General features: G+C 59.9%; 13 protein-coding genes and 1 tRNA gene. 10 read left to right on the plus strand and 4 right to left on the minus strand.

Going from position 1 to position 11,852, the window contains the following annotated elements:
- Nucleotides 1-86 precede the first annotated feature (86 nt).
- Nucleotides 87-161, minus strand: a tRNA-Gln gene (locus AB4N85_RS09850).
- A gap of 307 nt (nucleotides 162-468) precedes the next feature.
- Here AB4N85_RS09850 and AB4N85_RS09855 point away from each other — a divergent pair.
- On the plus strand, nucleotides 469-1,503 hold the full coding sequence (locus AB4N85_RS09855; RefSeq protein WP_056789584.1) for an alpha/beta fold hydrolase: 1,035 nt from the start codon (nucleotides 469-471) through the stop codon (nucleotides 1,501-1,503).
- Nucleotides 1,504-1,721: 218 nt separating this feature from the next.
- Here the strand turns inward: AB4N85_RS09855 and AB4N85_RS09860 are convergent, their stop codons facing one another.
- The 3 genes from AB4N85_RS09860 to AB4N85_RS09870 all read right to left on the minus strand — a co-directional run bounded on the left by AB4N85_RS09860 (nucleotide 1,722) and on the right by AB4N85_RS09870 (nucleotide 5,020).
- Nucleotides 1,722-2,732, minus strand: a complete 1,011-nt coding sequence (locus tag AB4N85_RS09860; RefSeq protein ID WP_353957141.1) for a GlxA family transcriptional regulator — start codon at nucleotides 2,730-2,732, stop codon at nucleotides 1,722-1,724.
- A 115-nt stretch (nucleotides 2,733-2,847) separates the two neighbouring features.
- On the minus strand, nucleotides 2,848-4,008 hold the full coding sequence (locus AB4N85_RS09865; RefSeq protein WP_056789581.1) for a radical SAM protein: 1,161 nt from the start codon (nucleotides 4,006-4,008) through the stop codon (nucleotides 2,848-2,850).
- A 118-nt stretch (nucleotides 4,009-4,126) separates the two neighbouring features.
- Nucleotides 4,127-5,020, minus strand: a complete 894-nt coding sequence (locus tag AB4N85_RS09870; RefSeq protein WP_252867701.1) for a LysR family transcriptional regulator — start codon at nucleotides 5,018-5,020, stop codon at nucleotides 4,127-4,129.
- Nucleotides 5,021-5,133: 113 nt separating this feature from the next.
- On the opposite strand from AB4N85_RS09870, the gene AB4N85_RS09875 reads away from it, so the two are divergent.
- From AB4N85_RS09875 to AB4N85_RS09915, 9 genes are all read left to right on the plus strand, one after another.
- On the plus strand, nucleotides 5,134-5,532 hold the full coding sequence (locus AB4N85_RS09875) for a RidA family protein (protein WP_041480136.1): 399 nt from the start codon (nucleotides 5,134-5,136) through the stop codon (nucleotides 5,530-5,532).
- Nucleotides 5,533-5,689: 157 nt separating this feature from the next.
- Nucleotides 5,690-6,553, plus strand: a complete 864-nt coding sequence (locus AB4N85_RS09880; protein ID WP_041480134.1) for a putative selenate ABC transporter substrate-binding protein — start codon at nucleotides 5,690-5,692, stop codon at nucleotides 6,551-6,553.
- Entirely contained in the window at nucleotides 6,550-7,347 is a 798-nt protein-coding gene (locus AB4N85_RS09885) for a phosphonate ABC transporter ATP-binding protein (RefSeq protein WP_252867702.1), read from the plus strand. Before AB4N85_RS09880 ends, AB4N85_RS09885 begins: the two co-directional genes overlap by 4 nt.
- Nucleotides 7,341-8,168, plus strand: coding sequence for a PhnE/PtxC family ABC transporter permease (locus AB4N85_RS09890; protein ID WP_024013147.1), 828 nt, complete (start codon nucleotides 7,341-7,343; stop codon nucleotides 8,166-8,168). Before AB4N85_RS09885 ends, AB4N85_RS09890 begins: the two co-directional genes overlap by 7 nt.
- The gene (gene phnE, locus AB4N85_RS09895) at nucleotides 8,165-8,932 is read left to right on the plus strand and encodes a phosphonate ABC transporter, permease protein PhnE (RefSeq protein WP_095180157.1); all 768 of its coding nucleotides are present in this window, start codon (nucleotides 8,165-8,167) and stop codon (nucleotides 8,930-8,932) included. The genes AB4N85_RS09890 and phnE overlap by 4 nt, the downstream gene beginning before the upstream one ends.
- 178 nt (nucleotides 8,933-9,110) lie before the next feature.
- A complete protein-coding gene (locus AB4N85_RS09900) occupies nucleotides 9,111-10,790 on the plus strand; it encodes an MFS transporter (RefSeq protein ID WP_038861763.1) in 1,680 nt (559 codons plus the stop codon).
- A 108-nt stretch (nucleotides 10,791-10,898) separates the two neighbouring features.
- On the plus strand, nucleotides 10,899-11,117 hold the full coding sequence (locus tag AB4N85_RS09905) for a hypothetical protein (protein WP_016774958.1): 219 nt from the start codon (nucleotides 10,899-10,901) through the stop codon (nucleotides 11,115-11,117).
- 230 nt (nucleotides 11,118-11,347) lie between these two features.
- The gene (gene relB / locus AB4N85_RS09910) at nucleotides 11,348-11,542 is read left to right on the plus strand and encodes a type II toxin-antitoxin system RelB family antitoxin (RefSeq protein WP_056789559.1); all 195 of its coding nucleotides are present in this window, start codon (nucleotides 11,348-11,350) and stop codon (nucleotides 11,540-11,542) included.
- A gap of 37 nt (nucleotides 11,543-11,579) precedes the next feature.
- Entirely contained in the window at nucleotides 11,580-11,801 is a 222-nt protein-coding gene (locus AB4N85_RS09915; protein WP_236708189.1) for a type II toxin-antitoxin system RelE/ParE family toxin, read from the plus strand.
- The last annotated feature ends 51 nt before the right edge of the window (nucleotides 11,802-11,852 follow it).

Here is an 11,852-nt window from a genome sequence, read left to right on the forward strand (position 1 = left end):
TCGCGCACGCATGCCTGGCTCGAGCGCGGTAAATCGCAGGCATAAAAAAACGCCAACTTCTTGCGAAGTTGGCGTTTTTTCGTAGATGGCAGGGGCGGCTGGATTCGAACCAACGCATGGCAGGATCAAAACCTGCTGCCTTACCGCTTGGCGACGCCCCTGTAGCTCTGATCAGCGGCTCCGTTAGGATCGCTGTGAGAACGGGCCGCAATTTAACAACATTCATTTCATTTGGGAAGCCCGAAATAAAATTTTTTTTGTTTTAAAACAGCGACTTATTATTTTCGCGCGAAAACTCACCGTTTCATCGCCATGTATCACACTGTGTACGCGCCCCGCTGCTACACAACCCAATGCAAAAACGCTCTCTGGCGACACAGAGCAGATACCTCGCCACGCTTCAATGCACCCAGGGTTTCAAGGGTTCATCCAGCCCCTTGGCCACAGGCTCGCAAAGGAGACGTCAGCATGAAACAGGCTCTGCACACCTCTAAAATCACCGCCGCGCTCGGCTTGTCAGTCCTGGCGCTGTCACTGTTCGGCGCCGTCGGCAGCGCTCAGGCGCAAACCACAGAACCGGCCGCCGTCAGCTATTCCGCGCCCTCGCCCTTCGGCCCGCTGAAGCACATCAAGGCTGGCTTGCTCGACGTGGCCTACGCCGAAACCGGCCCCGCTGATGGCCCAGTGGTGATTCTGCTGCACGGCTGGCCCTACGACATTCACAGCTACGACGATGTCGCACCACTGCTGGCGGCCAAGGGTTATCGCGTGTTGATGCCGTATGCGCGGGGTTATGGCGACACGCAGTTCCTGTCCAAAAACACCCTGCGCAACGGCCAACCGGCGGCGCTGGCCAGCGACGTGATCGACTTCATGGATGCGCTGAAGATCAAGCAAGCAGTGCTGGGCGGCTACGACTGGGGCGCGCGTTCGGCGGACATCGTCGCAGCATTGTGGCCGGAGCGCGTCAAGGCGTTGGTGGCGGTCAGCGGCTACCTGATCGGCAACCAGGCCGCCGGGCAAAACCCGCTGCCGCCGAAAGCCGAATTGCAGTGGTGGTACCAGTTCTACTTCGCCACCGAACGCGGCCGTGCCGGCTATGAAAAAAACACCCACGACTTCGCCAAACTGATCTGGCAGCTGGCTTCGCCACAGTGGAAGTTCGACGACGCCACTTTCGACCGCAGCGCACAAGCGTTGCAGAACCCCGATCACGTCGAAATCACCGTGTTCAACTACCGCTGGCGGCTGGGCCTGGTGCAGGGCGAGGCGAAATATGCCGCGCTGGAAGAAAAATTGGCTACTGCGCCTTCGATCAGCGTGCCGACGATTACCCTGGAAGGCGACGCCAATGGTGCGCCACATCCCAAGCCTGAGGACTATGCCAAGCGTTTTACCGGGAAATATCAGTTCCGGTTGATTGAGGGTGGGGTTGGGCACAATTTGCCCCAGGAAAGCCCGGCGGCGTTTGCGCAAGCTGTAATCGATGCTGATCGTCTCTGACAGACCCGCCCTCAATACCCCTCACCCTAGCCATCTCCGGAGGGAGAGGGAACTGATTGGGGGATATTCGAGATTTACGCCGACCTGAAAGCGCTGTATTGAATCCAAAGTCGACGTCCATCTTTCAGGTCGATGTACAGCGCAAGATACCTCGGTCGGCTCCCTCTCCCTCTGGGAGAGGGGTGGGGTGAGGGTTTTTGGGGATTGCACCGGTCGATCTATTTAACCAGCCGTTTTTCCTTCGAAGGCCGATAACCAAAGTACGAGCTATAGCACTTGCTGAAATGGCTCGGCGAGACAAAACCACACGCCACCAGCACTTCCACCTGCGACAGCTCGGTATGTTGCAGCAGGCGCCGTGCTTCGGTGATGCGCAGTTCCAAATAGTAGCGCTGCGGCGTGGTGCCCAGTTGCTCCTTGAACAAGCGCTCGAGCTGGCGCCGCGAGCGGCCGGCGTAGACCGCCAATTGTTCCAGCTCCAACGGTTCTTCGAGGTTGGCGTCCATCAGCTTGATCACTTCCCGCAACGGCGCGCTGACGCAGATGTTTTCATCCGGTTTGATCCGCCGGTAGCGCGATTCCTCAAACGCCAGAATGTCCTCGACACCCTCGACCAGCGCCTTGCCGTGCAGGCTTTTGATCCAGTCCAGCGCCATGTGGAAAGCCCCCGATGGGCTCGACGCGGTGAGACGGTCGCGGTCGATCACATAAGGCTCGCTGCTGACGTGCGTAGCCTTGGCAATTTCCGTCAACGCGGGGCGATGTTCCGGGTGAATCGCGCAACGGTAGCCGTCGAGCAACCCGGCACGCCCGAGAAACCACGAACCGTTCCACAACCCGGCCAGACTGACGCCCCGCTCCGCCGCCATTTTGAGCAAGTGCACAAACCCATCGCTCGCTCGCAGTTCAGTGCGATAACCGCCGCAGACCACCAGCAGATCCAATTCCTCGAGCGCTGCTGAGTCCAGACGCGCATCGGGGCGGATCACCAGCCCCAGGTCGCTGATGACCTCGCCCTCACCCAGCCCGAAGGTGCGCGAGGTAAACAGCCCCGGGCGCAACAGATTGGTAGTCACCACGGCGTCCAGCGTCTGCGTAAAGGCCGGTAGCGAAAAGTGTTCGAGCAGCAGAAAACCGGTGCGCGTCAACTGCGCGTTATCGCTTTGCTCATTCAGATAGCGGAGGTTTTTCCCCTTCATGCCTCCGCTGAATTGGCGTCGTTCGGTCAAGTTTCAATCCATCGGTCACATTGTTGTGCGCCGATAGTTGGCCGGAACCGGTAAAGAGTCAATCACGTCATCAGGCCACACCTTCAAACAACCCATGGCCGTCGCCCCGGGTATCTCAAACGATCGTATTCAACCCCGCCCCGAGCCGACCTTCGAGGCGCCCAAACAGGACGTAGTGTTGATAGCCACTGGAGAAGGCGCCTGTGGCGATTGCAGTCTTTACGTCGGCATTGAGGCGCAAATATTGCTCCTCATCGAAGTGCTCGGCGCTGACTTCACCTGTACGGCCCAGACGTTCGCTATCGATCGGCTGTTCGAGAATCGTGCGTCGTTGAAAGTCGATGATGCGATTGACCGCATGACTTTCCAGCGGCCCCTTGTTGGGCGATGCGGAGTAGATGTGCAGACCGTTCTTCGCGCAGCGGTTGCACAAGTCCACGCAGTTCTTTTGCGTGGATTTGCGACTCATCAATTCCTGTACCGGCATGTCCAGATACTTGCCGACGCTGTATTCCGCCTGATTGAAAATCGTGCAGCACAGCACGGTATTGCCATTGCAATCGAGTACCAGCCAATCATCTTTCAGGGTGCACGCCTGTTTGGGGTATTGCTTGACCAGATTGACCAGGTCTGCATACGGTGGCAACGCCAGGCGCTTGAGGGTTTCCCGGTCCGTGTCGGTGACCGAGGCATCGTCTTCGACGATAGCGAAGGTTTTTTCCAGCGGCATCATCACCGAGTAGCCGGTGGAGAAATTGAAACCCAGGCGCTCGCTGAACTGGCGCATCAGCCCCTCTTCTTCGAGGTTATCCAGATAGCGATGGTAATAGACCTCGATAAGCGTATTCAGGCCGTGACGCTGCTTGAGGTCATGCAGCTTGATCATGTTCTGCTTGACCACTTCGATGTCGCCGCCGACATGCCCTTGGCGGTAGGTATCCTGGTGGAACCCGGACAGGGAGACACGGAAGAACCAGGGATTGGCGAGCATCGCGCTTTCAATGTTCTTGGCCAGGTTAAGGTTGGAGCTGATGCCGCTTTGCAAGCCAGCTGCGTTGATGATTTCGACGAACTCACCAATGCGCGGGTGAATCAACGGCTCGGTCCAGTTGTACAAGAAGATCGCCTTGACCCCTTCACGACGTGCCTTATCGACAATCTGCGTGAACATATCGAGCTGCATGGCTTTCTTGAAATTGGCATTTTCCGAATTACCCATCGGGCATGACGGGCAGCTCAGATTGCAGGCGCCGACGATATCGATGTACATATTCATTACGCGCATAGCTCCTTGGGTCGAACGTGCGCCTCTCATCACGAGCACGTTCGGGTCGCCGGGTTGGTTGTTTTTCTGACGACCTGCCTTCACGTAAAGCAATAAGCGCACCAGAGCCCTACGCCATTAACGCCACAATCCAGTCGATAAATACCCGCAATTTCAAGCTGACATGCCGGTTCGGCGGATACGCGACGTAAAGCGGCATGCTTTCCAGGCGCCAGCCCTCAAACAACGGCACGAGCTCGCCGCGCGCGACATGCGCATCGGCCATATACGTCGGCAACCACAACACCCCCATGCCCGCCAATCCCGCCGCTAGATAGGCATTGCCGTCATCTACCGCAAGCACATGCCGGCCCTTGATCTGCAAGCGCTCGGTGCCGTTGTGCAACGTGTACGGAAGAGGTTTACCAGTGCGAGCCCAAAGAAACGCGACCACCCGATGATGGGAGTCTTCCAGTTCGCGTGGATGGTCGGGCGTACCTTCGCGAGCCAGATAAGCCGGCGCGGCAAATACCCCCAAGGGCAGATCGGCGAGCTTGCGCGCCCTCAGCGATTGATCGAGCAGCTCGCCGCCGCGCACCACGCAATCGACGTTCTCATCGATGATGTCGACGATGCGGTCGCTGACGCCCATATCGATCTGAATGTCCGGATAGCGCGCATGAAACTCCGGCAAGGCTGGCACCAGAATGTGTCGCGCGAACGGGCTCGGCACGTCGATGCGCAAGCGCCCCCGTGGCCGTGCGGCGGCACCGGGCAGGCTGGTTTCGGCGTCGTCCATGTCGGCCAGCAACTTGATCACCCGCTCGTAATACGCCGCACCATCGGCGGTGACGTTGACCTTGCGCGTAGTGCGATTGAGCAGCTTGACCCGCAGCCGCGCCTCCAGCTGCTGCACCAGTTGCGTCACCGTGGTCTTGCTCATGTGCAGGGTTTCGGCAGCTTTGGTGAAACTGCCCGCCTCGACCACCCGGGCAAAGGCCTGCATCGCATCGAACCGGTCCATCCGCGCCCCTCGATTGTTTGGAATTTGCAAACAGTGAACGCCAAGCTTGCGCGTTTATCCAGCAGCTGCAAATACCTAAAGTCACTCCATCAACCACTGATGGAGTCAGCCCCATGTCCAAGCGCGATGTAGTGTTCCCACCCGCCCGCCACGCCCTGTATGAACGTCACCGTTACTCGCCGGCGATTCGCTCCAACGGTTTCCTGTTTGTCTCCGGACAAGTCGGCAGCCGTGAGGATGGCTCGCCCGAGGCCGATCTGCGCGATCAGGTGCGCACCGCCTTCCACAACCTCAACGCGATCCTCGCTGCGGCCGGTTGCAGCTTCGATGATGCGGTGGATGTCACCGTGTTCATGGTCGATCCGCACTCGACGTTCGAAACGATCTGGACTGTGGTGCCGGAGTTCTGGGGCGAAGCGCCGTTTCCGACCATCACCGCTGTCGGCGTGACCTGGCTGGCGGGTTTCGATTTTGAAATCAAGGTGATTGCCAAACTGCCGGAAGCGGCTTGACCGCAACCGTACACAAACAGACACACCGCGCCGGCACGGAGGCTGGCCAATCTCCTCGCGAATGCGTATAACCTCGCCGTTTCGTCTACCCTGACGTGGCGCGCCGCCCGGTAGCGGCTGCCCTTCGAATGTTGACGCTTACGAAACGGAGAATTCTATGTTCAAGCGTACCCTCGCCCTCACCGCCGGTCTGGCGCTGTCCTTTTCTGCCCTGATGACGCAAGCCGCTGATGTCCTGCGCGTCAGCGCGATTCCCGACGAAGCCCCGACCGAGCTGCTGCGCAAGTTCGAACCGCTGGGTGCCTATCTTGAGCAGCAGTTGGGCATGAAGGTGCAGTTTGTGCCTGTCGCCGACTACCCGGCGGTGGTTGAAGCGCTGGCCACCGATCGCCTCGACATGGCCTGGCTCGGCGGTTTCACTTTTGTGCAGGCACGTTTGAAGACCGACGCCACTACACCGGTGATCCCGCTGGTGCAGCGCGAACAGGATGCGCAGTTCACCAGCAAATTCATCACCGCCGACCCGAACGTGAAAAGCCTCGCCGATCTGAAGGGCAAAACCTTCGCCTTCGGTTCGGTGTCGTCCACCTCGGGCAGCCTGATGCCGCGTTACTTCATGCTGAAAAACGACGGCATCAAGCCTGAAGGCTATTTCAGCCGTGTCGCCTACTCCGGCGCGCATGACGCCACCGTTGCCTGGGTGCAGGCCGGCAAGGTCGACGCTGGTGTATTGAACGCCAGCGTCTGGCAGAAACTGGTCGACGCCGGCAAGGTCGACACCAACAAGGTCAAAGTCTTCGCCACCACCCCGACCTACTTCGATTACAACTGGACCGTGCGCGGCACTCTTGATCCGAAGCTGGCCGCGAAGATCAAGCAAGCCTTCCTCGACCTCGACCCAGCCAATCCTGAGCAGAAGAAGATCCTCGATCTGCAGGCCGCCAGTCGCTTCATCGAGACCAAGCCCGAGAACTACAAGGGCATCGAGGAAGCCGCCCGCGCCGCCGAACTGCTGAAATGACCCTACGCCTCACCCAGGGCAGCCTGCGCCATGCCAATGGCGTCGATGCCCTTCGTAACATCGACGTGCAGATTGGCGCTGGCGAACAGGTCGCAATCATCGGCCCGTCCGGCGCTGGCAAGTCGAGCCTGCTCAATCTGCTGGCCACCGCGCTCAAGCCCAGCAGTGGCGACATCGAAGTGCTTGGCGAACGCGCCTGGCACTTGTCGGCGCACCAGCGGCAGCGCCTGCGTGCGCGCATCGGCCTGGTGCATCAGGCGCCGCCGATTCCGCCGCGTCAGCGGGTCATTACGGCGGTGCTGGCCGGCAAGCTCGGTCAGTGGAGTCTGGGCAAAAGTCTGCTGAACCTGCTGCATCCACTGGATGTGGCGGGCGCTCGCGCGGCGTTGGCGCGGCTGGATCTGGGCGACAAACTGTTCGCCCATTGCCAGCAGTTGTCCGGCGGGCAATTGCAGCGCGTCGGCATTGCGCGGGTGCTGTATCAGGCGCCGGAAATATTGCTCACCGACGAACCTGTCTCGGCCATGGACCCGGTGCTTGCCGGCCATACGCTGTCGATCCTTTCGCGCCATGCCCGCGAGCACAACGTCACGCTGGTGGCGAGCCTGCACGCGGTGGATCTGGCGCTGGAACACTTTCCACGGATCATCGGTTTGCGCGACGGGCAGATTCTTTTTGATTGCCCATCCGATCAAGTTAGCCGCGACAAGCTCGATGCGCTGTACGCCAATGAACAACTGCAATCGCCAGCGCCGGCGGTCGCGCCTTTGATTGTGCAGATTCCGCGATGCTGAAAGCCGATTCACGGGACCCGGCGGCGTGGCCGCGATTGTTGCTGACGCTGCTGGCGCTGGCCCTGCTGTGGCCGGGCATTCAGCTCAGCGAGCTGGACCTGGGCGTGCTGTTTCAGGCCGATAGCCAGAACGAAATGGGCCGTTTCGTTTCGGCATTCTGGCCACCCGCGCATGATCAAGCGTTCCTGCAACTGTTGCTCAAAGCCACCCTGCAAACCCTGGCGATTGCCACAGCGGGAATGGCCCTGGCGTTGCTGCTGGCAGTGCCGGCAAGCCTGATCGCCAGTCGCGCGTTGTCGCTCTCGGCGGCGTCACGGGGCGGCGTGCCGAGCCTGCCCGGGCGCTTGCTGCGCTGGCCGGTACGCGGCTTGCTGATCTTTTTGCGCAGCGTGCCGGAGATCGTCTGGGCGCTGTTGTTTGTGCGTGCCGTTGGCCTCGGCCCGGCGGCGGGCGTGTTGGCCATCGCCATCACCTACAGCGGTATGCTCGGCAAGGTTTACGCGGAGATATTCGAGTCCACCGACCAGCGCCCGGCGCACGCATTGTTGCAGGCCGGCAGCGGTCGACTGGCGGCGTTTGCCTACGGCACGTTGCCGAATGTCGCCGCCGAACTGCTCTCGTACACGGTGTATCGCTGGGAGTGCGCGATCCGTGCCTCGGTGGTGATGGGCTTTGTCGGTGCCGGTGGGCTGGGGCAACAGATCGATCTGTCGATCCGCATGTTTGCCGGCGGTGAAGTCGCCAGCATGTTGCTGACGTTCCTGCTCCTGGTGCTGTGCGCTGATCAACTCAGCCGCTTGCTGCGCTGGAGGCTGACATGAGGCGCCTGATCAACCTGCTGCTGATCGTCGTGATCGCATTTGCGGTGTTCGCTTCCTTCGCTTATCTGGAACTGGATCTCGCCGAACTCGGCAGCGCCAATAGCCTCAAGCAGATGGGCAGTTACGTGCAGCGCTTTCTAAGTCCCGACTTGAGCGCCGGTTACCTGAAAGCCATTGCCCACGGTTCGCTGGAAACACTGGCCATGTCCGCGTTGGGCACCCTGCTTGCGGCACTGTTCGGCATCGTTCTCGCGCTGCCCGCTGCCGGGCGTTTCGGCTGGCCGCTGCAAAGTGCGGCGCGCCTGCTGCTCAACGGCTTGCGGGCGATTCCAGAGCTGGTTTGGGCGGCGCTGATGGTGCTTGCCGCCGGTCTCGGACCGAACGCCGGCACCCTCGCCCTTGCCCTGCACACCACTGGGGTGCTCGGTCGGCTATTTGCCGAAGCATTGGAAAACACTCCGCCACAACCGGCCGAGGCGATCCGTTTGCAGGGCGGCAATCCGATCCTCGCGTTCTGCTACGGCACCCTGCCTAACCTTGCCCCGCAACTGCTCGCCTACTGCCTGTATCGCTGGGAAAACAACATCCGCATGGCCAGCGTGCTGGGCTTTGTCGGTGCTGGCGGCCTGGGCCAGATGCTGTATGTCAGCTTGAGTCTGTTCCAGGAAGCCCAGGCCAGTACGGTGATTCTGGCGATGCTGTTGCTGGTGTTTCTGGTCGATTGGTTGAGCGCCTGGAGCCGGCAGCGTTGGGTCAAAGCGTAGGCCGAGTGGATATCTGGCAAAAGCTGATTATGCTTCAGGAAACCTTGCAGCCCTGCGAGGCGGTCAGACTGTGCAAGCTTCACGCTAGAGCAACGGCGGCAGATGCCAACGGGCCAGAGTGCGACAGGCAGTAACGGGGGACTCCGGCCTACAACAATAAGCACGACGGAGAACACCCATGGCCACAATCGACACAGCATCCACCGGCACGCCACCGCGCAGCGGCGGTATCACGAAGGAGGAGCGCAAGGTCATCTTCGCTTCCTCGCTGGGCACGGTTTTCGAGTGGTACGACTTTTACCTCTACGGCTCGCTGGCGGCGATCATCGCCAAACACTTCTTCGCCGGCGTCAACGAAACCACCGCATTCATCTTTGCCCTGCTGGCCTTCGCCGCCGGGTTTGCGGTGCGGCCGTTCGGCGCCATCGTCTTCGGGCGTCTGGGTGACATGATCGGGCGCAAGCACACGTTTCTGATCACCATCGTGATCATGGGCGTGTCCACAGCAATCGTCGGCTTGCTGCCCGGCTACGCCACCATTGGCGTGGCTGCCCCGGTGATTCTGATCACCCTGCGTCTGCTGCAAGGCCTGGCGCTGGGTGGCGAATACGGTGGCGCAGCGACCTACGTGGCCGAGCACGCGCCACGCAACCGTCGTGGCTTTTTCACTTCGTGGATTCAAACCACCGCCACCCTCGGTCTGTTCATGTCGCTGCTGGTGATTCTCGCCTGCCGCACGGCGCTGGGTAACGAGGCGTTCGAGGCTTGGGGCTGGCGGATTCCGTTTCTGCTGTCGATCATTCTGCTGGCCGTGTCGGTGTACATCCGCCTGCAACTGAGCGAGTCGCCGGTATTCCAGAAAATGAAGGACGAAGGCAAGGCCTCGAAAGCGCCGCTGACCGAATCCTTTGCGCGCTGGGACAATCTCAAAGTGGTGATCATGTCGCTGCTCGGAGGCACCGCCGGGCAAGCAGTGGTCTGGTACACCGGGCAGTTCTATGCGCTGTTCTTCCTGTTGCAAACATTGAAGATCGACGCGCAGACCGCCAACCTGCTGATCGCCGGATCGCTACTGATCGGCACACCGTTCTTCGTGATTTTCGGCAGCCTGTCCGATCGCATCGGGCGCAAACCGATCATCATGGCCGGGTGCATTCTGGCTGCTTTGACCTACTTTCCGATCTTTACTGCGCTGACCCAGTACGGCAACCCGGACGTGTTCGTTGCTCAGGAAAAAAATCCGGTCAAGGTGATCGCCAATCCTGATCAGTGTTCGTTCCAGTTCGATCCGGTGGGCAAGGCCAGATTCACCAGTTCCTGTGACTTGGCGAAAACCTTGCTGGCGAAACGCGCGATCCCGTACGAGAACGTCGCCGCCGAACCGAACACCGTCGCGCAGGTGCGCATCGGTGACCGCGTTGTCGAGAGCTTCGAAGGCAGCGCCCTCACCGCCGCCGACTTCAAGGCCCGCAACGACGCCTTCACCGCCAACCTCGGCGCCGCGTTGAAAGACGCCGGTTACCCGGAAAAAGCCGACCCGGCGAAAATCAATTACCCGATGATGCTACTCCTGCTCACCGTGCTGGTGATCTACGTGACCATGGTTTATGGCCCGATCGCCGCGTGGCTGGTCGAACTGTTCCCGACGCGCATCCGCTACACCTCGATGTCGCTGCCCTACCACATCGGCAACGGCTGGTTCGGCGGCTTCCTGCCGACCGTGGCGTTCGCCATGGTCGCCGCCACCGGTGACATCTACTACGGGCTGTGGTACCCGATCGTGATTGCAGTGGCGACGGCAATACTCGGCACGTTCTTCCTGCCGGAAACCAAGGATCGCGACATTCTCAAGGACTGAAAAAAGCCACAGTGCCCTCTCCTGCCGGAGAGGGCCTCGCAGCTGAAAAATTTCGAACCTCTGCCGCCGCGCTGTCTCCAATGTGTACACCCACAGGAGGCCAGCGCCATGAACCCCAACGACGACAAAACTCCCAACGCCCCACCCACCGATGCCAGCGGCAAACCGGTGAACGTGGTCGAGCGCGATCTGCAGGACCGCGACAACAACACCGAGGGCGTAGACAAAGTCATCACGCCGTCTTCCACTCGGGTCAAAGAGCAGGAAGCTGAAGAGCTACAGCGCAAAGTCGATGAGATCGAGCGTAAGGTTGCAGACGGTAACTGAGTGCAGCGTGGCTGTGGCCGCAGCTTTGAGCGGCGGCTGTCAGCCCGATGACCAAAAGCTGATTTCCTACAGAATTGAACTACACAGCTGATCGACTTCACGTGCATCACAAGCGAAGCGTCTGACAGATTTGCATCGTCTGTTTGCGGATGATGTCTCCCTCGTCCCGCCAGTGACGACAACGAGCCCACATCCCCTTAGACTGCTTCACATTGATCATGGAGGTCATGATGAGCGCTGAACTTTCACTTATCGTTTCAGACTTCGAAACCGAAGAAGAGGCTGCGGATTACGATCTTTGGTATCGCGCCAAGGTACAAGCCGCACTTGATGATCCACGTCCGCCTATCCCCCACGATGAGGCAATGGTGCTGCTAGGTCAGATGCTGGAAGAGAGACGCAAGAATCGACGCGCTGCCGGTTAGCTGGAGTAAACCGGCTCTTGGAGACCTGGCTGACATCATCGAATACGTAGAACAACGCAACACTGTCGCTTCAGTTGCACTGCACCAAAAGCTCAGCGCCGCAGCGCGAAGGCTTTCCTGGATACCGCATGGTTTCCGCTCCGGCCGAATACCGGGCACTCGCGAAATGGTCATCAACTCGAATTATTTACTGGTCTATCAGGTGACAGACCACATCAAAATTCTGACCGTGTTGCACGCCCGTAAAAAATATCCATAACCATTCATAAAAAAAGGCGGCCAACCGGCCGCCCAAACGTACTGCACGAGA

This window comes from Pseudomonas sp. H1_G08 (genome assembly GCF_054681355.1).

Excerpts from the sequence above, each read along its gene's own strand:
- AB4N85_RS09875 (WP_041480136.1), top strand. The coding sequence starts at position 5,134 with ATGTCCAAGCGCGATGTAGTGTTCCCACCCGCCCGCCACGCCCTGTAT.
- AB4N85_RS09870 (WP_252867701.1), bottom strand. The coding sequence starts at position 5,020 with ATGGACCGGTTCGATGCGATGCAGGCCTTTGCCCGGGTGGTCGAGGCG.
- AB4N85_RS09890 (WP_024013147.1), top strand. The coding sequence starts at position 7,341 with ATGCTGAAAGCCGATTCACGGGACCCGGCGGCGTGGCCGCGATTGTTG.
- AB4N85_RS09865 (WP_056789581.1), bottom strand. The coding sequence starts at position 4,008 with ATGAATATGTACATCGATATCGTCGGCGCCTGCAATCTGAGCTGCCCG.
- AB4N85_RS09855 (WP_056789584.1), top strand. The coding sequence starts at position 469 with ATGAAACAGGCTCTGCACACCTCTAAAATCACCGCCGCGCTCGGCTTG.
- AB4N85_RS09885 (WP_252867702.1), top strand. The coding sequence starts at position 6,550 with ATGACCCTACGCCTCACCCAGGGCAGCCTGCGCCATGCCAATGGCGTC.
- AB4N85_RS09880 (WP_041480134.1), top strand. The coding sequence starts at position 5,690 with ATGTTCAAGCGTACCCTCGCCCTCACCGCCGGTCTGGCGCTGTCCTTT.
- AB4N85_RS09900 (WP_038861763.1), top strand. The coding sequence starts at position 9,111 with ATGGCCACAATCGACACAGCATCCACCGGCACGCCACCGCGCAGCGGC.
- AB4N85_RS09905 (WP_016774958.1), top strand. The coding sequence starts at position 10,899 with ATGAACCCCAACGACGACAAAACTCCCAACGCCCCACCCACCGATGCC.
- relB (WP_056789559.1), top strand. The coding sequence starts at position 11,348 with ATGAGCGCTGAACTTTCACTTATCGTTTCAGACTTCGAAACCGAAGAA.
- phnE (WP_095180157.1), top strand. The coding sequence starts at position 8,165 with ATGAGGCGCCTGATCAACCTGCTGCTGATCGTCGTGATCGCATTTGCG.